This is a genomic window from Stutzerimonas stutzeri, assembly GCF_000935215.1.
Lineage (GTDB): Bacteria > Pseudomonadota > Gammaproteobacteria > Pseudomonadales > Pseudomonadaceae > Stutzerimonas.
In genome coordinates this window covers 1-19,644 of the sequence record NZ_JXXD01000036.1, presented here as the reverse complement: position 1 = coordinate 19,644, position 19,644 = coordinate 1, and the positions used below count along the sequence as shown (strand labels likewise).

At 63.1% G+C, this 19,644-nt stretch carries 17 protein-coding genes; 7 read left to right on the top strand and 10 right to left on the bottom strand.

Translation table 11 applies throughout. From position 1 onward, the window contains the following. The coding region (gene treF, locus LO50_RS05385; RefSeq protein ID WP_044314343.1) for an alpha,alpha-trehalase TreF at positions 1-1,148 on the bottom strand (1,148 nt) is incomplete at its 3' end. Continuing rightward, a complete protein-coding gene (locus tag LO50_RS05380) occupies positions 1,145-1,912 on the bottom strand; it encodes an SDR family NAD(P)-dependent oxidoreductase (RefSeq protein WP_044314342.1) in 768 nt (255 codons plus the stop codon). The genes LO50_RS05380 and treF, both read right to left, overlap by 4 nt. 204 nt (positions 1,913-2,116) lie before the next feature. Between LO50_RS05380 and rarD the strand changes: the two genes are divergently transcribed. After that, positions 2,117-3,007 (top strand): EamA family transporter RarD, encoded by an 891-nt coding sequence (rarD, locus tag LO50_RS05375; protein ID WP_044314341.1) that lies wholly within the window; start codon positions 2,117-2,119, stop codon positions 3,005-3,007. A gap of 16 nt (positions 3,008-3,023) precedes the next feature. On the opposite strand, the gene LO50_RS05370 is transcribed toward rarD, so the two are convergent. Beyond that, the gene (locus LO50_RS05370; RefSeq protein ID WP_044314340.1) at positions 3,024-3,548 is read right to left on the bottom strand and encodes a glycine cleavage system transcriptional repressor; all 525 of its coding nucleotides are present in this window, start codon (positions 3,546-3,548) and stop codon (positions 3,024-3,026) included. A gap of 229 nt (positions 3,549-3,777) precedes the next feature. On the opposite strand from LO50_RS05370, the gene LO50_RS05365 reads away from it, so the two are divergent. The 3 genes from LO50_RS05365 (at position 3,778) to LO50_RS05355 (ending at position 8,768) form a co-directional block, all read left to right on the top strand. After that, a complete protein-coding gene (locus tag LO50_RS05365) occupies positions 3,778-5,958 on the top strand; it encodes a malate synthase G (protein ID WP_044314339.1) in 2,181 nt (726 codons plus the stop codon). 183 nt (positions 5,959-6,141) lie between these two features. After that, positions 6,142-8,064, top strand: a complete 1,923-nt coding sequence (locus tag LO50_RS05360) for a putative nucleotidyltransferase substrate binding domain-containing protein (protein ID WP_044314338.1) — start codon at positions 6,142-6,144, stop codon at positions 8,062-8,064. Continuing rightward, entirely contained in the window at positions 8,061-8,768 is a 708-nt protein-coding gene (locus LO50_RS05355; RefSeq protein ID WP_044314337.1) for a 3'-5' exonuclease, read from the top strand. Before LO50_RS05360 ends, LO50_RS05355 begins: the two co-directional genes overlap by 4 nt. A 193-nt stretch (positions 8,769-8,961) precedes the next feature. Here the strand turns inward: LO50_RS05355 and LO50_RS05350 are convergent, their stop codons facing one another. The 4 genes from LO50_RS05350 to rloA2 all read right to left on the bottom strand — a co-directional run bounded on the left by LO50_RS05350 (position 8,962) and on the right by rloA2 (position 12,861). After that, entirely contained in the window at positions 8,962-9,480 is a 519-nt protein-coding gene (locus LO50_RS05350; protein WP_014818798.1) for a hypothetical protein, read from the bottom strand. Positions 9,481-9,578: 98 nt separating this feature from the next. Then, positions 9,579-11,348 carry a sodium:solute symporter family protein gene (locus tag LO50_RS05345; protein WP_014818797.1) on the bottom strand — a complete coding sequence of 590 codons (1,770 nt, stop codon included), beginning with the start codon at positions 11,346-11,348 and terminating at the stop codon, positions 9,579-9,581. A gap of 5 nt (positions 11,349-11,353) precedes the next feature. Next, positions 11,354-11,617, bottom strand: a complete 264-nt coding sequence (locus LO50_RS05340) for a DUF4212 domain-containing protein (RefSeq protein WP_038656273.1) — start codon at positions 11,615-11,617, stop codon at positions 11,354-11,356. Positions 11,618-12,351: 734 nt separating this feature from the next. Then, a complete protein-coding gene (gene rloA2, locus LO50_RS05335; RefSeq protein ID WP_014818795.1) occupies positions 12,352-12,861 on the bottom strand; it encodes a retropepsin-like aspartic peptidase RloA2 in 510 nt (169 codons plus the stop codon). Positions 12,862-13,043: 182 nt separating this feature from the next. Between rloA2 and dbpA the strand changes: the two genes are divergently transcribed. Together dbpA and yccS are read left to right on the top strand one after the other, a co-directional pair. Beyond that, on the top strand, positions 13,044-14,423 hold the full coding sequence (dbpA, locus tag LO50_RS05330; RefSeq protein WP_044314336.1) for an ATP-dependent RNA helicase DbpA: 1,380 nt from the start codon (positions 13,044-13,046) through the stop codon (positions 14,421-14,423). A gap of 131 nt (positions 14,424-14,554) precedes the next feature. Further along, positions 14,555-16,753, top strand: coding sequence for a YccS family putative transporter (gene yccS / locus LO50_RS05325; RefSeq protein ID WP_014818793.1), 2,199 nt, complete (start codon positions 14,555-14,557; stop codon positions 16,751-16,753). A 73-nt stretch (positions 16,754-16,826) separates the two neighbouring features. Here yccS and LO50_RS05320 read toward each other — a convergent pair whose 3' ends face one another. Further along, the gene (locus LO50_RS05320; protein WP_236690567.1) at positions 16,827-17,696 is read right to left on the bottom strand and encodes a substrate-binding periplasmic protein; all 870 of its coding nucleotides are present in this window, start codon (positions 17,694-17,696) and stop codon (positions 16,827-16,829) included. A gap of 25 nt (positions 17,697-17,721) precedes the next feature. Between LO50_RS05320 and LO50_RS05315 the strand changes: the two genes are divergently transcribed. Continuing rightward, entirely contained in the window at positions 17,722-18,906 is a 1,185-nt protein-coding gene (locus LO50_RS05315; RefSeq protein ID WP_080902072.1) for a BaiN/RdsA family NAD(P)/FAD-dependent oxidoreductase, read from the top strand. Between the two features lie 23 nt (positions 18,907-18,929). Here the strand turns inward: LO50_RS05315 and LO50_RS05310 are convergent, their stop codons facing one another. Further along, complete coding sequence (locus tag LO50_RS05310) at positions 18,930-19,112, bottom strand: hypothetical protein (protein WP_044314334.1); 183 nt, start codon at positions 19,110-19,112, stop codon at positions 18,930-18,932. A 63-nt stretch (positions 19,113-19,175) separates the two neighbouring features. Then, positions 19,176-19,481, bottom strand: a complete 306-nt coding sequence (locus tag LO50_RS05305) for a hypothetical protein (RefSeq protein WP_044314333.1) — start codon at positions 19,479-19,481, stop codon at positions 19,176-19,178. Positions 19,482-19,644: the final 163 nt, after the last annotated feature.

The following is a 19,644-nucleotide window of genomic DNA, read 5'->3' as shown; positions in this document are numbered from 1 at the left end:
TCGCGCTGCCGGCCGCGCCGCCAGTCATAGTCGAAGTAGGCGCCGGCGCGCGGATTCCACAGGAAGTGGTCGATCGCTGCCAGGCGAATTTCGGCGCGCCGGGCAAAATTCTCGGCACAGGCCTGCTGGCCCTTCACCGCCGACAGCTCGGCGATCTGCCGCTCGAGCTTGTAGAGCAACGCATTGAGGTCGATGGGCAGGATGCTGGTGGTGCGGATGGTCGCCAGCCGGTGCGCATCGTCCAGCCAGCGCGAGCTGAAGTCCCAGCCCGATTCGGCACCGGCGCGCAGGTCACGGTAGACCTCGTGCCGCGGCCGGCAACTGGCGCGGGCGGTCTCGACGTCTTCGCGATAGGACTCCTCGCGCGGCGTATCGCGCTCGTCCCAGTAACGGTTGAGCACCACGCCGTCGGCCAGGCAGACGCAGCGCCGGTGCCGCTCACCGGGGCGCAGCGCATCGGCACCCTCCATCCAGAAGGCATATTCCTTGTGCAGCTGCGGCAGGTAATCGCTGGCCCGGTGCACGCCGTTTTCCTCGAACAGCTCGGTCATCAGGGCGAACACCGGCGGCTGCGAGCGGCCGAGGTAGTAGGTGCGGTTGCCATTGGGCACATGGCCGTAGGTGTCGATCAGGTAGGCGAAGTTGTCCGCCATCGAGCGCAGCAGGTCGCAGTGCCCGCTCTCGTCCAGACCGAGCATGGTGAAGTAGGAATCCCAGTAATACAGCTCGGTGAAGCGCCCGCCTGGCACCACGTACGGGTGCGGCAGCGGCAGCAGCGAGGAATGCTCGGGATGGTCCTGCGGCTGCCGGGTGAGCACCGGCCAGAGCCGGTCGATGTGTTCGGCCAGGCTGTCGTCGGGGTTGGCGACGAATTCCCTGACCGGCATCTCGTAAAGGCTGAAGTGCTCGTGGACGAAGGCGCCGAGATCGAAGCCGGGCTCATTGCAGCGGGCGCGGTATGCCTCGAGGATGACTTCGGGATGGCGCCGCGGCGCGCAGTCGACGAAGGTCTTGCTGTCGGGAAAGATGCGCTGCATCTGCACTGCGACGAACAGCTCCTGATAGCGATCGGCGGGGCTTAGGGTATCGGCCAGCGAGATGGCGCTGACGTCATGGCTGAACGGCTGGTAAGACTGGCTACTGGTCATTGTTCGCTGTAATTCCATAGCAGGCCGCCATCGACCACCAGGGTAGTCCCGGTGATGTATTCGGCATCCGGTGAGGCGAGAAAGGCGACGACCCCAGCGACATCGTGAGGCCGCCCAAGGCGCCCGGCCGGGATGTTCTGCAGCAGGCTGGCAAGCTTCTCCGGCTGGTTCATCAGTTCGCGGTTGATCGGCGTTTCCACCGCACCTGGCGCCACGTTATTAACGGTGATGCCGAGTGGCGCAAGCTCGATGGCGATATTGCGCATGAGCATCTTCAGCCCGCCCTTGCTCGCGCAGTAGGCGGTGAAGTTGGGGTGCGGCAGCTCTTCGTGCACCGAGCTATTGTTGATGATGCGCCCGCCACGGCCCTGCTCGCGCAGATAGCGGGCAAAGGCCTGGGCGAGGAAGAACGGCCCGCGCAGGTTGACCTCGAGTACCCGGTCGTAGTCGTCCTCCTCGGCGTCGAGAAATGCGGCGTGCGCCTGCACACCGGCGTTGTTCACCAGGATATCCAGGCGGCCCATGCGCTCGACGCTCTCGCGCACCAGCCGCTGGCATTGCTCGACCTGGCTGACGTCCGCGGCGATGAAGCAGACCCGCCGCCCCACGGCGCGTACTTGCTCGAGGCTCGCACGGGCCTCGTCATCTTCCTCGCGACCGTTGATGACCACGTCGGCCCCCTCCTCGGCCAGGCGCACGGCGATGCCGAGGCCGATGCCGTGAGTACTGCCGGTGACCAGAGCCACCTGATTCTGCAAGCGCATTGCGACCTCCGTACGCACGTCGCCTGAACGCGACGCCGTTTCGATTGGCGATGCAGATGAGACGGAGCGAGCCTTCGCGCGTTCCCTCATCCGTCGGATCGGCGCAGCTGGTCGCGCCGTGGCTTTACGTTAGCCGCCTAATCTTTCTCTCCTCCGGACAAAGGCGCAAAATGGCCGGCTCTCCGCTGCTCGTCGAAGGACGTCATGGCTACCGCCAATCTGCGCAAGGGTTATCTGCTGGGGCTGGCCACGTTCAGCATCTGGGGCATGTTCCCGCTCTACTTCAAGGCACTCGAGCAGTACGGCGCGCTGGAGATCGTTACCCAGCGGGTAATCTGGTCGGCGGTGTTCGGTTCGCTGGTGCTGCTGGTCTGGCGCCACCCCGGCTGGTGGCGCGAACTGCTGGCACATCCGCGACGGCTTGGCGTGCTGGGCATCTCCAGTGTGCTGATCGCCGCCAACTGGCTGATCTACGTCTGGGCGGTGAACCACGACCGGATGGTCGAAGCCAGCCTGGGCTACTACATCAATCCGCTGGTCAACGTGCTGCTCGGCATGATCGTGCTGCGCGAGCGGCTGCGCCCGCTGCAGTGGCTGGCGGTGGCGATGGCCACCGTCGGCGTCAGCCTGCAGCTGCTGATGCTCGGCGAATTCCCGTGGATTTCCATCGTGCTGGCGCTGAGCTTCGGCAGCTACGGTCTGCTACGCAAGCTGGCACCGGTTGCCGCGTTGCCTGGGCTGGTGGTGGAAACCTGGATGTTGTTGCCGGTAGCGCTGGTCTGGCTGTTCTGGTTCAGCAGCGGCACCAGCACCGAACCTGCGTTCTGGACCAGCACCGACGCGCTCTGGCTGATGGCCGCCGGGCCGGTGACGCTGATCCCGCTGCTCGGCTTCAACGCCGCCGCGCGCCACCTGCCGTATTCGACGCTGGGCTTCCTGCAGTACCTGACGCCGACGCTGCTGCTGATCCTCGCCGTACAGCTGTTCGGCGAGCCGTTCCCGGTCGACCGTCAGCTGGCCTTCTTCTGCATCTGGGCGGGGCTCGCCGTCTACAGCCTGGACGCCTGGCGCATCATGCGTAAAAGCGCCGGCTGAACATGCCGGCGGCCGACTAGGGTTTCTCGGCAGGTTGCAGCTTGAGTTCGACCATCAGGTCATCGGCCAGGGCTTCCAGACGCTGTTGCAGGACCTCCAGCGACAGCTCGCTCGGCACGGCCAGACGCACTTCGGCACGGAACAGCAGCTCGCTGCTCATCGGCGCCGGCAGCACCTCGGTATCCAGGCTTTCCAGATTAACCCCATGCTCGGCGAGCAGATGGGTAATGTCGCGGACAATGCCCGGGCGGTCGTTGCCGACCAGCTCCAGCTGAATTTCCTGCCAGCTCGCCGCTGGCTCCGTGCCGCTGTGCGCCAGCAGGACGCGAATGCCTTGCGCCTCCAGCGCCTGCAGCGCAGCGGTCAGTTCGGCATGCGCCTGCTGCGGCACGGCTACCCGCAGGATGCCGGCGAACTGTCCAGCCATCCGCGACATACGGCTCTCCAGCCAGTTGCCGCCGTGATCGGCGATGCACTTTGCCAGTCGTTCGACCAAACCGGGCTGATCTTCGGCGATAACAGTAAGAACGAGGTGATCCATGGACGGCTCCTGTGCAGGGAAAGCGCCAACGCGGTAGCGACGGCCCATTAGGTATAGCAGGCAGCCGCCCCGACGACAGTCTGCGGCGCCCTCGCCCGGCGTCGCAAGGCCGAAACCACCGGCTCTTTCGGCGGACTGATTTTCCCCGGCGCTTGATGTAGTATCCGGCGACTCGGACTACAAGAAACGAAACTGTCCGTCGAATTAGAAGAACCAAGTGAGGCGAGTAATGACTGAGCGCGTTCAAGTCGGTGGCCTGCAGGTCGCCAAAGTCCTGTACGACTTCGTGAACAACGAAGCGATTCCCGGTACCGGCGTCGATGCCGCCGCCTTCTGGGCTGGCGCCGACAGCGTCATCCACGACCTGGCGCCGAAGAACCGCGCGCTGCTGGCCAAGCGCGACGAGCTGCAGGCGCAGATCGATGCCTGGCACCAGGCTCGCGCCGGTCAGGCCCACGACGCCGTGGCGTACAAGAGTTTCCTGCAGGAAATCGGCTACCTGCTGCCGGAAGCCGAAGACTTCCAGGCCACCACCGAGAACGTCGACGAAGAAATCGCCCGCATGGCCGGCCCGCAGCTGGTGGTGCCGATCATGAACGCGCGCTTCGCCCTGAACGCCGCCAACGCCCGCTGGGGCTCGCTGTACGACGCCCTGTACGGCACCGACGCGATCTCCGAAGAAGACGGCGCCAGCAAGGGCCCGGGCTACAACGAGATCCGCGGCAACAAGGTCATCGCCTACGCGCGCAACTTCCTCAATGAAGCCGCACCGCTGGAAAGCGGCTCGCACGTCGACTCCACCGGCTACCGCATCGAGGGTGGCAAGCTGGTCGTGTCGCTGAACAACGGCACTACCACCGGCCTGAAGAACCCGGCCCAGCTGCAGGGCTTCCAGGGTGACGCCAGCGCACCGGTCGCCGTGCTGCTGAAGAACCACGGCATCCACTTCGAGATCCAGATCGACCCGGCCAGCCCGATCGGCCAGACCGACGCGGCCGGTGTGAAGGACATCCTGATGGAATCGGCGCTGACCACCATCATGGACTGCGAAGACTCCATCGCTGCCGTCGACGCCGACGACAAGACCGTCGTCTACCGCAACTGGCTCGGCCTGATGAAGGGCGACCTGGTCGAGGAGCTGGAAAAGGGCGGCAAGCGCATCACCCGCGCGATGAACCCGGACCGCGTCTACACCAAGGCCGACGGCAACGGCGAGCTGACCCTGCACGGCCGTTCGCTGCTGTTCATCCGTAACGTCGGTCACCTGATGACCAACGACGCCATCCTCGACAAGGAAGGCAACGAGGTGCCGGAAGGCATCATGGACGGCCTGTTCACCAGCCTGATCGCGGTGCACAACCTCAACGGCAACACCAGCCGCAAGAACACCCGCACCGGCTCGATGTACATCGTCAAGCCGAAGATGCACGGCCCGGAAGAAGTCGCCTTCGCCACCGAACTGTTCGGCCGCGTCGAAGACGTGCTCGGTCTGCCGCGCAACACCCTGAAGGTCGGCATCATGGACGAGGAGCGTCGTACCACGATCAACCTCAAGGCCTGCATCAAGGAAGCGCGCGAGCGCGTGGTGTTCATCAACACCGGCTTCCTCGACCGTACCGGTGACGAAATCCACACCTCCATGGAAGCCGGCCCGATGGTGCGCAAGGCGGCCATGAAGGCCGAGAAGTGGATCAGCGCCTACGAGAACAACAACGTCGACGTGGGCCTGGCCTGCGGCCTGCAGGGCAAGGCGCAGATCGGCAAGGGCATGTGGGCCATGCCTGATCTGATGGCTGCGATGCTCGAGCAGAAGGTCGGCCACCCCATGGCCGGCGCCAACACCGCCTGGGTACCGTCGCCGACCGCTGCCACCCTGCACGCCATGCACTACCACAAGATCGACGTGCAGGCGCGTCAGGTGGAACTGGCCAAGCGCGAGAAGGCGTCCATCGACGACATCCTCACCATCCCGCTGGCGCAAGACACCAATTGGAGCGAGGAAGAGAAGCAGAACGAGCTGGACAACAACTCGCAGGGCATCCTCGGCTACATGGTCCGCTGGGTCGAACAGGGCGTCGGTTGCTCCAAGGTACCGGACATCAACGACATCGCGCTGATGGAAGACCGCGCCACCCTGCGTATCTCCAGCCAGCACGTAGCCAACTGGATGCGTCATGGCGTCGTTACCAAGGATCAGGTGCTCGCGAGCCTCAAGCGCATGGCGCCGGTGGTTGACCGCCAGAACCAGGGCGACCCGCTGTACCGCCCGATGGCACCGGACTTCGACAACAGCGTGGCCTTCCAGGCTGCCCTGGAGCTGGTCCTCGAAGGCACCAAGCAGCCCAATGGCTACACCGAGCCGGTACTGCACCGCCGTCGCCGCGAGTTCAAGGCCAAAAACGGCCTGTAACCCGCGTCCGAGCTGCACAGGAACCGCCCTTCGGGGCGGTTTTTTTGTGCGTGAGTCACCGCAACAGCGCGAAACATGAGGCTGACCCTGATCAGCTCCCCCGCCCCTTGAGCTGACTAGACTTACGTCCAATTGGGTCCGACTGACCTGCAGCCCACCATTACCAAAAAATGGAAGCCAACCATGAGCACACCCGACGCTGGGAAGACGGCTGTACTGCAGAACATCCACGGCACCATGGAGTTTCTGCGCAAGTACGCTCCGTTCAACCAGATGGAGCCGGCCCACCTGGCCTACCTGGTGGAGAACTGTGCACTGCGCTTCTATGCCGAAGGCGATTGCATCATTTCCCCCGAAGACGGCGTGGTGCAGCAGTTCTATATCGTCAAGCAGGGCCGCGTGCATGGTCAGCGCCCGCATACCGCCAAGCGCGGCACCGACACCACCTTCGAGGTCATCGTCGGCGAATGCTTCCCGATGGCCGCGCTCATGGGCGAACGAGCGACCCGCACCGCGCATCTGGCCGCCGAAGACACCTTCTGCTTCCTGCTCGGCAAGCCCGCCTTCGTCCAGCTGGTTTCCAAGTCTCCGGTGTTCCGTGATTTCGCCATGCGTGGCGTCAGCAGCCTGCTCGACCTGGTTAACCAGCAGGCGCAGATGCGCGCGGTGGAAAACCTCGGTGAGCAGTACTCGCTCGAGACCAGCATCGGCGAGCTGGCGCTTCACCACCCGGTGTCCTGCCTGCCGTCCAAGCCGATCAACGAGGCGGTCGCGATGATGCAGGAGAGCAATGTCGGCAGCATCGTCATCGTCGATGAAGCTTTGCACCCGCAAGGCATCTTCACACTGCGCGATCTGCGACGGGTAATCGGTACCGGCACCACCGATCTGAGTCAGCCGATCTCCCAGCTCATGACGCATGATCCGTTCTACCTGCCGCCGGACGCCACCGCCTTCGACGCGGCGATCGCCATGACCGAACGGCACATCGCCCATGTTTGCGTCGTGGAGAATGGCCTGCTGCGTGGCGTAATTTCCGAGCGCGACCTGTTTTCCCTGCAGCGCGTGGATCTGGTGCACCTGGCGCAGACCATCCGTCACGCCGATCGCGTCGATGCGCTGGTGGTCATCCGCGATCGCATCAAGCAACTGGTCGACAACATGCTCGCCCACGGCGCCTCGTCGACCCAGATCACCCATATCGTCACGCTGCTCAATGATCACACCGTATGCCGGGTGATCGAGCTGGCCATCCAGCACATTGGCGATCCGGGCGTGCCCTTCACCTGGCTGTGTTTCGGCAGCGAAGGCCGCCAGGAGCAGACCCTGTACACCGACCAGGACAACGGCATCCTCTTCGAGGCCGCCGACGCCGCGGAGGCCGCGCATATCCGCGGACGTCTGCTGCCGCTCGCCGAACGCATCAACCGTGACCTAGACACCTGCGGTTTCACGCTGTGCAAAGGCAACATCATGGCCAGCAACCCGCAGCTGTGCCTGTCGCGCCAGGAATGGAGCCGCCGCTTCAGCTCCTTCGTGCGCGAGGCAACGCCGGAAAATCTGCTCGGCAGCACCATCTATTTCGATCTGCGCAGCATCTGGGGGCCTTCGGAAGGCTGCGAACAGCTGCGCCGCGACCTGCTCGAGGAAATCAACGACAACCGCCTGTTCCAGCGCATGATGGCCGAAAACGCCTTGCGTCATCGCCCGCCGGTCGGCCGTTTCCGCGACTTCGTTGTGGCGCGCAAGGGCGAGGGCAAGGACACGCTCGACCTCAAGGTGCAGGGCCTGACACCCTTCGTCGATGGCGCCCGCCTGCTGGCACTGAGCAACGACATCGGCACCTGCAATACGCTGGAGCGGCTGCGCAAGCTGGTGGAGAAAGGCGTCATCGAAGCGAAGGATGGCGCGGCCTATGAAGAGGCCTACCATTTCATCCAGCAGACACGCATGCAGCACCACCAACAGCAGGCACGCGATGGACTGCCCTATTCCAACCGCCTGGATCCGGATACTCTCAACGTGCTGGACCGCCGAATCCTGCGCGAGTCCTTCCGCCAGGCCCAGCGGTTACAGGCCAGTCTCGCGGTGCGCTATCAACTATGAGTATGTTCTGGTTCAACCCCCGCGGTCCGAAGCTGCCTCCCGAGCAGCAGCAACGTGTTGCCGAGCTGGCGCGCCCGCTGCCGCCACAGGCGGTCCCGTTGCGGCAGCAGCGTCTGGTGGTGCTGGATCTGGAAACCACCGGGCTGCACCTCAAGCGCGATCTGGTCATCGCCATCGGCGCAGTGGTCATCGAAGACGGCGCCATCGACTATTCCCAGCAGTTCGAATGCACCCTCTGCCGTCAGGTCAAGGTCACTGAAAGCGTACTGATCCACGGGATCGCCCCAAGCGAGCTGGCCAACGGCTTGCCACCGTCCGAAGCGCTGCTCAGTTTCATGGAGTTCGCCGCGGGCAGCGTCATCCTCGCCTTTCACGCGCCCTTTGATCAGCGCATGCTCGGTCGCGCGCTGAAGAACGAACTGGGCTACTCGCTGGAACACACCTTCCTCGATGTGGCCGACCTGGCGCCCATGCTGTTTCCCGAGGCGATGATCCATCGCGGCGGGCTGGATCACTGGCTCGACTACTTCAACATACATATCCCTCAGCGGCACAACGCCTCCGCCGATGCCATGGCCACCGCGGAAATCGCTCTGATCCTGATGAATCGCGCACAACGCATGGGTCTGACCAGCTTAGACGAGCTGGCTCAGCGGCTGCGCTGCTGGCAACGCGCGCGCAAGGCGGCCTTCAACTCGATCTGAACGGGCTGGGTGGCAGTCACTGCGTGGGTGATATGCCGACGGCTGCTCGCGACAGAACGGAGCATCGTCTACCGGACGGGTTGTCAGACGCATATGCCGGCTACTCGGTCCCATTGCGGAACCGATCAATTCTTCTTCGCGGCGCGCATCAGATAATGCTGATGCGCGGAACCCGCAGCTCGTAGGCGTTCGGTTAACGCCCGGCCTCGCAAATAGCCTGATAAAGAGGTGAATCGGCTTCCAGCTCGGTAAGCGTTTCGATCTTCGCCTGGCCGGCTTCATTCAGTCTGAACATCGCCCGCTCGGTGCAGATCAGCTGATAGCTGGCGCTCTTCACGATCGACGTCAGGTGTTGCTTCTCGAAACGGTACAGCACGAAGCGGCCGAGACGGCCCTGTTCGGTGTCCTGCACCTGAGCGTTCGCGCCGTCCAGCACCGTATAGGCCAGCGGCATCGGATAGATCATCGTCCACGGGCGCCAGAGCATTTCGCCCTCTTCGCTCATGACCACCAGCGATCCTTCCGGCAGACGTGCTTGCTTGGTTTCGAACCAGGTGTACTCGTAATGGATGGTGTAACTCAGCATGCCCAGACCGGCGCAGACGGGAATGATCCATTTCGGCAGTCGCTTACGCGTCAGTGAGCGCAACAGCAGGCCGATACCGGCTCCCGCCACACCTGCGACGATTGCCGCGATTAAATGCCAGAACATATACAACTCCCCCTAAAAAAATCGGGCTTCCATATGGAAGCCCGACTTCTACCTCAACCTTGTGTCAGAGCAGGTCTGACGTCCGGCTGCATTATCAGTTAGTGATCAAGTGCAACGCCAGCACCCTTCGGGGTACGAACGCTCTCGACCAGATCCTGAATCTCCTGCGGCGGAGCTTCGGTAGCCATCGAAACAGCATAGGCAACAGCGAAGTTCAGCACGGCACCCACGGCACCGAAGGCCTGCGGGGAAATGCCCATCCACCACTGATCAGGCGTGTTCGGGATGCTTGCAGTGCCAGGGATGAAGAACCAGCCCAGGTACAGGAAGATGTACACGGCGGTGGAGATCACACCAACCAACATCCCCGCAACAGCACCCTTGCTGTTCACGCGCTTGGAGAAGATACCCATCATCAGTGCCGGGAACAGGCTCGCTGCCGCAAGACCGAACGCCAGTGCCACCACCTGCGCGGCGAAGCCCGGTGGATTCAGACCCAGCCAGGTTGCCAGCAGAATCGCTGCCGTCATGGACAGACGAGCGGCCAGCATTTCGTTCTTCTCGCTGATCTTCGGATTGATGAGTGTCTTGATCAGGTCATGACTGATGGCAGACGAAATCGCCAGCAGCAGACCCGCAGCAGTCGAGAGCGCAGCAGCGATAGCACCCGCAGCGATCAGACCGATGACCCAGCCCGGCAGGTTGGCGATTTCCGGGTTGGCCAGAACGATGATGTCATTGTTCACGGTCAGCTCGTTGCCGGTCCAGCCACGCTCAGTAGCGGTCGGAGTAAAGGCGGCGTTGGCGTCGTTGTACATCTGCACACGACCGTCGGCGTTCTTGTCTTCCCACTTGATCAGACCGGTACGCTCCCAGGTCTGCACCCACTCAGGACGATCTTCGTAGCGGATTGCTTCGGCAGCCGGGCCTTCCGGATAGATGGTGTTCACCAAGTTCAAACGCGCCATCGAGCCAACGGCCGGGGCGGTGAGGTACAGCAGGGCGATGAAGACCAGGGTCCAGCCAGCGGACCAGCGGGCATCAGCTACCTTCGGTACGGTGAAGAAACGAATGATTACGTGCGGCAGACCAGCGGTACCAATCATCAGCGACAGGGTGAACAGGAACATGTTCAGCTTGTTGTCGACGTCAGCGGTATACGCGGTGAAACCGAGGTCAGTAACCACCTGGTTCAATTTTTCGAGCAGCGGCAGACCGGACTCGGTATGAGTGCTGAACATGCCGAACATCGGGATCGGGTTGCCAGTCAGCTGCATGGCAATGAACACGGCCGGAATGGTGTAGGCGATGATCAGAACCACGTACTGCGCCACCTGGGTGTAGGTGATGCCCTTCATGCCGCCGAATACCGCGTAGGCGAACACGATGGCAGCAGCAATCCAGATACCAGCGGAGTTGCTCACTTCCAGGAAGCGGGAGAATGCCACGCCAGCACCAGCCATCTGACCGATTACGTAGGTAACGGAGATGAGGATTAGGCAGACGACAGCTACCAGGCGAGCGCCACGGCTGTAGAAACGATCACCGATAAAGTCCGGCACAGTGAACTTGCCGAACTTGCGCAGGTAGGGCGCCAGCAGCATGGCCAGCAGCACGTAGCCACCAGTCCAGCCCATCAGGTAGACGGAAGTGGCATAACCACCGGAGGCGATCAGACCCGCCATGGAAATGAAGGAAGCTGCAGACATCCAGTCTGCCGCCGTTGCCATGCCGTTGGTGACCGGATGAACACCACCACCAGCGACATAGAACTCTTTAGTTGACCCGGCGCGAGCCCAGACCGCGATCCCGATATAAAGCAGGAACGAGGCGCCCACGAACATCATGTTGATCCAATATTGGCTCATTGTGGTTACTCCTCAACCCCGAATTCCTTGTCCAGTTTGTTCAGCCGCCACGCGTAGTGGAAGATGATCAAAATGAACGTGATGATCGAACCCTGTTGAGCGAACCAGAAGCCTAGATCCGTGCCCCCGACGGGGATGCCGGAGACCAGCGGGCGCAGGAGGATACCGAAACCATATGAGACGAGAGCCCAGACCACCAAGCTCCAAGTGATAAGGCGAACATTCGCCTTCCAGTACGCAGCAGCATTTTCTTTATCGTTGTCGGCCATTGACGTTCTCCGCCTTATTTTTATTGCGTGTGAAGGGAACCCACATCCTGAATTTAACAGGGGTGGGTTAATGAATGAAAGCCCCGACTTTAGTCTGACGAACAACAAGAGAAGACCAATTCAGTCGCTGGATGCCCCTTGGTGAGAGGGTCTCGGGTGGCCAAGAGCCATTGTGCAGCCTGCTCGCCGTAACCTTCGCGGCAGACGGTTTTGACGCCGACCGGTGCGGCGGGGTGACGCGGAGACTCGTACCGAGGTCGAACGACTCGCTGGCGCACTTGCGAGACCGGTCGGTCACGTGGCTCATATGCACCAGATGATCAAAGAACAAATAAATAAAAAGCCCGGATTTAAATAAAGAAAGATGCAGCCTTATATATTGGAAACTCAACTTCTTAATTATCGTTAATCCCCAAAACGCAAATAGCGACAATTAAACTACCGCTTATATTTTTCCTGCGGATTGCAAGCGCTATTTGCGAACCCATTCTGTCGGGCAGGGTTTCGATCAGGCGGGCGCGTTCCAGACCGTCAGCGTTCGGGCAAAAGCCGAAGCGGATCTCGCCGCCTGGGTGACTGCCAGTATCAAGCAGGTACTCGTCAGCCCAGGAGCGGGAGGAAGATGGCGCATGGTGGCTCATGCTGCAGTGAGGAGGTGCGATCGCAGGAATATCCAGGACCGGGCCGGAGGCGATGCCGTCCGGCCCGGATGGTCGCGGGCTGGCAATGCCGCGCTAGCAGGTCGGGCGACCCGCCGTGTACTTCTCGGTCGGATAGATCGCCGCGTTGAGATCACGAATCGTCTCGGCGCCGATCAACAACGGGTAACTGAAGTGCCTGCGGTCGGTGAGGTTGACCTCGACCTCACGCTGGCGATCGCCAATGCACAGCTGCATGCCGATCACTGGTCGCTCAGCCCGTGGCGGCTCGCTGTCGGGATCGACATCGCCGGCCTCTTCCGCGCGCGTCTTGATTCGACTGATGCCGAGCAGGCGCTGCTCATAAAGGGTGTCATCCGCGCCATCGACGGCCAGGCGGAAACGCACCCAGTCCTCGCCATCTCGCTTGAACTGCTCGATATCGCGCGCTGACAGGGATGCGGTCATGGCACCGGTATCCATCTTGGCGGGAAGGGTCTTGCCGATCTCCGCGACCTTGATGTGTTCATAACGTCCATAAAGGGTGGGCTCGTCGGCAAAAGCGGGTAGCGCCAACAGCCCGGCGAGGAAAAGAACACGAGACAAAACAACCTCCTGGGAGCGAGTAATGGACAAATTTCGATCAGGTCGATGCCTTGGGGTTCCGTCTGCCGGTCTTGCAAAACGTTTCACCGTGCAGGCGTACAGCCATCTCGGTGCCCGCCAACCGGCGCGTGCAACGTCGGCCTGATAGACTGCAGGCCGTTCCCCGTCCGAAGACTCTTCCCGTGCCCAGTACCGCTTTTTCTTCTCTGCCCCTTTCTGCCGCCATGCTGGCGAACCTCGAAGCCCTCGGCTACGCGGCGATGACGCCGATCCAGGCGCAGAGCCTGCCGGTCATGCTCAAAGGCCACGACCTGATCGCTCAGGCCAAGACCGGCAGTGGAAAGACCGCCGCATTCGGCATCGCCCTGCTCGGCCCGCTCAATCCTCGTTATTTCGGCTGCCAGGCGCTGGTCCTGTGCCCGACGCGCGAGCTGGCCGACCAGGTCGCCAAGGAGCTGCGGCGGCTGGCGCGCGCGGCGGACAACATCAAGATCCTCACGCTGTGCGGCGGCATCTCCATCGGTCCGCAGATCGCTTCGCTGGAGCATGGCGCGCACGTCATCGTTGGCACGCCGGGCCGGGTCCAGGAACATCTGAGGAAAGGCACGCTGAAACTCGACGGGCTGAACACCCTGGTGCTCGATGAAGCCGATCGCATGCTGGACATGGGCTTCTACGACGCCATCGCCGACATCATCGGCCAGACACCGGCCAAGCGGCAGACCCTGCTGTTCTCAGCCACCTACCCCGCCGGCATCAAGCAGCTGTCCGCAAGCTTCATGCGCGACCCGCAGCAAGCGCGTGCCGAAGCCCTGCATGACGATGCACAGATCGAACAGCGCTTCTACGAAATCGACCCCGAGCAGCGCATGGACGCGGTCCTGCGCCTGCTCGCCAGCTTCCGACCGGAAAGCTGCGTGGCGTTCTGCTTCACCAAGCAGCAGTGCCAGGAGCTGGTCGATCACCTGATTGCCAACGGCATCTCGGCCATGGCGCTCAATGGCGATCTGGAGCAGCGTGACCGCGACCAGGTGCTGGCGATGTTCGCCAACCGCAGCCTCTCGGTGCTGGTGGCGACCGATGTCGCCGCGCGCGGCCTGGATATCGATGCGCTGGACATGGTGATCAACGTCGAGCTGGCCCGCGACCCGGAGATACATGTACACCGGGTCGGTCGGACCGGCCGCGCCGGTAATCAGGGCCTGGCCATGAGCCTGGTCGCCCCGGCCGAAGCCCATCGCGCGCAAGCCATCGAAAAGCTGCAGCAGGCACCGCTCAACTGGCAGCCACTGGACGGGCTCAAGGCCAAGACCGGCGCGCCATTGCAACCACCGATGGCGACCCTGTGCATTGGAGCGGGCCGCAAGGACAAGCTGCGCCCGGGCGACATCCTCGGTGCACTGACGGGTGATGCCGGCATCCCCGGGACCCAGGTCGGCAAGATCGCCATCTTCGACTTCCAGGCGTTCGTCGCTGTCGAGCGCGGCGTCGCCAAGCAGGCACTCAAACGCCTGAACGAAGGTAAGATCAAGGGCCGCTCGCTAAAGGTCCGCGTCCTCTGAGAAGGTTCGCCTGCTGCTGAACGCGCGTATCCGGGCCGACCTTCTGCGGCCCGGATGATTGAAGCACGAGCCGGCCGTGACAGTGTTCGTGGCAGCTTCGTCCAATCTGGCCTCCCCCAACGGAACGCTCCATGCCGCAACCCTCGCTCAGCCAGTTTTTACGTCGCCTGTGGGCGCTGGAGAAGTTCGGCTACAGCCTGCGCGTACTGATCGCCATGGCCGGCAGCATGGGTCTGAGCTGGTATCTCGGGCAGCCGACACTGATCATTCCGCTGTTCCTCGGCATCATCGCCAGCGCGCTGGCGGAAACCGACGACAGCTGGCTCGGACGTCTCAACGCGCTGCTGGTAACGTTGCTGTGCTTCAGCATCGCCGCCGTCGCGGTCGAACTGCTGTTCCCATACCCCTGGCTGTTCGTCGCCGGCCTGGCGCTTTCCACCTTCGCGCTGGTCATGCTCGGTGCGCTCGGTGAGCGCTACGGGGCCATTGCCCAGGCCACCCTGATTCTCGCGATCTACAGCATGATCGCGGCCGATCAGCGCGATGGCGCACTGCAGCATCTGTGGCGCGATCCCATGCTGCTGGTGGCGGGTGCGGCCTGGTACGGCCTGCTGTCGGTGGGCTGGAACGCGCTGTTCGCCCATCAGCCGGTGCAGCAGAGTCTGGCGCGGCTGTACCGCGAGCTGGGCCTGTATTTTCGCTACAAGGCCGCATTGTTCGAGCCGGTGCGTCAGCTGGACGTGGAACAGCGCCGCCTGGAACTTGCGCAGCAGAACGGCCGGGTCGTCAGCGCGCTCAACGCAGCCAAGGAGACGCTGCTGAATCGCCTGGGCAACGGCCGCGGCGGCGGCAAGATCAATCACTACCTCAAGCTATATTTCCTCGCCCAGGATCTGCACGAGCGGGTCAGCTCGTCGCATTATCCCTACCAGGCGCTGGCCGAGGCCTTCTTCCACAGCGATGTGCTGTTTCGCTGCCAGCGCCTGTTGCGGCTGCAGGCCAGCGCCTGCGCCGACCTCGGCGAGGCCATCCAGATGCGCCAGGTGTTTCGCTACAGCGAGGCCAACGGGCAGGCGCTGGAAGACCTGCAGGCCTCGCTGGAGCATTTGCGTGAGCAGAACAATCCGGCCTGGCGCGGCCTGCTGCGCTCGTTGCGCGCGCTGTCAGGCAACCTTTCCACGCTGCAGCGCCAGCTCGCCAGCGCCAGCGACCCCGGGACTCTGGAAGGCGAGCAGGACAGCAGCCTTCTGGACCGCCAGCCGCAGTCCCTGCGCGAGGCAGTCAATCGCATTCGCCTGCAGCTGACGCCGACTTCGCTGCTGTTCCGCCACGCCCTGCGCATGACCATCGCCCTAGTCTGCGGCTACGCGGTGCTGCACGCCATCCATCCCGAACAGGGTTACTGGGTGCTGCTGACCACCGTCTTCGTCTGCCAGCCGAACTACGGCGCCACGCGAATCAAGCTGGTGCAGCGCATCAGCGGCACCTTACTCGGCCTCATCGCCGGCTGGGCACTGTTCGATCTGTTCCCCAGCCAGCCGATCCAGGCCTTGTTCGCGGTGGTCGCCGGCGTGGTGTTCTTCGCCACTCGCAGCACGCGCTACACCCTGGCCACGGCGGCGATCACGCTGATGGTACTTTTCTGCTTCAACCAGGTTGGCGATGGCTACGGACTGATCTGGCCCCGGCTGTTCGATACCCTGCTCGGCAGCCTGATCGCCGCCGCCGCGGTGTTCCTCATCCTGCCGGACTGGCAGGGTCGACGCCTCAATCAGGTGGTCGCCAACACCCTCAGCTGCAACAGCGACTACCTGCGCCAGATCATGCGTCAGTACGACAGCGGCAAACGCGACGACCTCGCCTATCGCCTGGCCCGGCGCAACGCGCACAACGCTGATGCGGCGCTGTCCACCACGCTGTCGAACATGCTGCTGGAGCCCGGACACTTCCGCAAGGATGCCGAAACCGGCTTCCGCTTTCTGATCCTCTCGCACACCTTGCTCAACTACCTCTCCGGCCTTGGCGCCCATCGCGAGAGCCTGCCGGACGACGCCAGCGATGCCCTGCTGGAGCGCGCCGCGCAGCAACTGGCGACCAGCCTCGACGACCTGGCCAGCGCGCTGGCGCAGAACAAGCCTGTCGCCATCTACAGCGAAGATGAAGAGGCGCTGGCGCAACAGCTGGAGCAGACCCCGGACGAGATGGACGATGCCCACCGTCTGGTGCAGACCCAGCTGGGGCTCATCTGCCGGCAGCTGGCACCGCTGCGCAGCATGGCCTCCCACCTGATCAAGCAGCAACCGGCAGGCCAGGGACAGGATTCGCGCTAGTGGCAAGGCGCAGCAACGCAGTATCGGGGCCATGGGCGTCGAAATTGACCAGCTGAACTTACCAAAAAGGCCACTAAGGCAACGCCGCGGGGACCGGCATTCCGTGGCGCACGAAGATCATCGCGTAGCTGCCATCCTCGACCATCGCAGCGATCTCCCGGTTGAAGGTGGCGATGATATCGCTCAGCCGAGGATGATCGCTGCGCACCACCTGCCACAGCCCCACCCGCCGGAACTCGCCCGGCACGAAGCGGAGCGCATCCTGCTCATGCCCCAGCTCGCGCTCAAGATGGAACAGCGCAGTACGCTCGTCCTCCAGCGTCAGGTCGACCCGCCCGGCAAGCACCATCTTTGCCGCCTGGACGAAGTTGGCAGCATAGCCTTTCTCCAGCCGCGTGTCCTCGTTCAGCTCGTCGCTGTACATGTAGCCCCGGCTCAGCGCGATGGGATGGCCAACCAAGCTGTCGAGCCCGTCGTAGCGGAAATTGCTCTCGCGACGCTGGACCCAGCGCATCCGGTTGCTCAGAAACGGGCGTGAGCTGAGCGTGTAGTCGACGCGGTTGACCGTCGGCCAGCCGTTTATCATGTCGTAGCTGCCGTTGCGCAGGCCCAGCAGAGCGCGCTCCCAGGGCACTTCGATGTATTCCACCTGATAACCCCCACGGCCGAGCGCGGTGCGGACGAGCTCGACCGACAACCCTTCGCCGGGCAGGCTGCGATCGGTGTAAGGCGGCCAGACGTTGCCGGCCAGACGAAGCACTTCGGCCGGCAACGATGCGCTTGCCAGCAGCAATATCAACCCGATGACCCGCCGTGTGCCCGTCAAATTCTCTCGCTCTTCTGGCGAAACGCTATCAGCTCCAATCAAAGCACAAAGCGCGCCAGTTGACGCCAGCGTCTCGTCGGATGTCGGGCTGCATCGGAACCGCGGCAGGAGTACCATCGCGCGTTTTCCGACGAGGTAAGCGCTGGTGCAGACTGACGTGGTGGTAATCGGTGCCGGTGCGGCCGGTCTAATGTGCGCCTTCACCGCCGCTGCACGGGGTCGACAGGTCTTGCTGCTGGACCACGCCAACAAGGCCGGCAAGAAAATCCTCATGTCCGGTGGCGGCCGCTGCAACTTCACCAATATGTACACCGAACCGTCGAATTTCCTCTCCAGCAACTCGCATTTCTGCAAGTCGGCGCTGGCGCGCTACACCCAGTGGGACTTCATCGAGATGGTCAGCCGTCACGGCGTGCCCTATCACGAGAAGAAGCTCGGTCAGCTGTTCTGCGATAACAAATCCAGCGACATCCTCGAGATGCTGCTGGACGAATGCGCGCAGGCCGGCGTGGATCTGTGTCTGAACACCCCGGTCGAGTCGATCGAGAAGCATGCTGAGGGATATCTGCTGCACACCGGCGTCGGCCCGGTGCGCTGCCAATCGCTGGTGATCGCCACCGGCGGCCTGTCGATTCCCACCCTCGGTGCCAGCGGTTTCGGCTACCAGATCGCGCGGCAGTTCGGCCACAACGTGCTGCCGACACGCGCTGGACTGGTGCCTTTCACCATCACCGAGCCGCAGCTCAAGACGATCTGCACCGAGCTGTCCGGCACCTCGGTGGACGATTGCCTGGTCAGCTGCAACGGCCAGAGCTTTCGCGAAAACATCCTGTTCACCCATCGCGGACTCTCTGGCCCGGCGATCCTGCAGATCTCGTCCTACTGGCAACCGGGAGATGTGGTGCACATCAACCTGCTGCCGCATCTCGACCTCGGCGAGTGGCTGGTGGCGCAGAAGCAGGAGCGTCCCAATGCGGAGCTGAAAACGCTGCTCGGAGAGGTCTTCACACGCAAGATGGCCGGGCTGCTCTGCGAGCACTGGTTCGTATCCAAACCGCTGAAGCAATACGTACCCAGCGAACTGGAAGCGATTGCCGAGAAGCTCGCGGACTGGCAGCTGGTACCGGCCGGCACCGAAGGGTATCGCACGGCAGAGGTGACGCTGGGCGGGGTAGATACGCGGGAAGTGTCATCCAAGACCATGGAATCGCAGAAATCAGCAGGGCTGTACTTCATCGGCGAGGTGCTGGACGTTACCGGTCATCTGGGGGGGTTCAATTTCCAGTGGGCCTGGGCATCGGCCTACGCCGCAGGCCAGTTCGTCTAGCCTGCGCAACGCCGAATCGGCGCTTACTCGTTGGTCCGGTTGGACGGTGGCGAGATTTCCCGCGGCCCGGCGGGATCGGTCGCCGTGTTCTGGTATTCCTGCTGGTTGCGGGTGTTGTTGTCCAGTGCCGATCTTTCGTCATCCGGCGAGCAACCGGCCAGAGCCAGCGCCGTCAGCGCACCGGCGAATGCAAATTTCCACTTCATCGCTGTCTCCTGCTAAGGCACTCCGCTGTTAGCGCGGAGTGCCCGGATCAGGTGGTGCCGAACTTACTGCGAAGTACCGGTGCCAGTGCTCGGCGCGGTGCCGGAGCCGGACTCGGTGCCCAGGCCGCTGCCGTTGTCGGCTGGCGGAGTTGCCATGCCACCGGAGGTGCCGGTACCAGTTCCGGTGCTCGGCGCAGTGCCGGTCCCGGTGCCGGTGCCTGCAGGCGGAGTGGTGGTATCAGTGGAGGGTGCGGCAGGCTGCTCGGTAGTCGCCGGCGGCGGGGTCGGCTCGCGCTCGCGATCTTCATCCGGGCCGCAACCGACCAACAGGAGCCCGAGTACGGGGGGCAGCAGATAGGTAAGACGCATGGTTAACCTCCTTCAGAGTGGTCCGGCAGTGGCCGGCGAATTCTTGAATCCAGCAGATTCACAGAAGGTTGACCCCCGTTTGCCGTAAGAGTGCCCTGACCGCCCCGTCAGAGCCCATCCCCCACCGATCGGCTCGACGGCCGTCGTGATCGTTACGCGACCG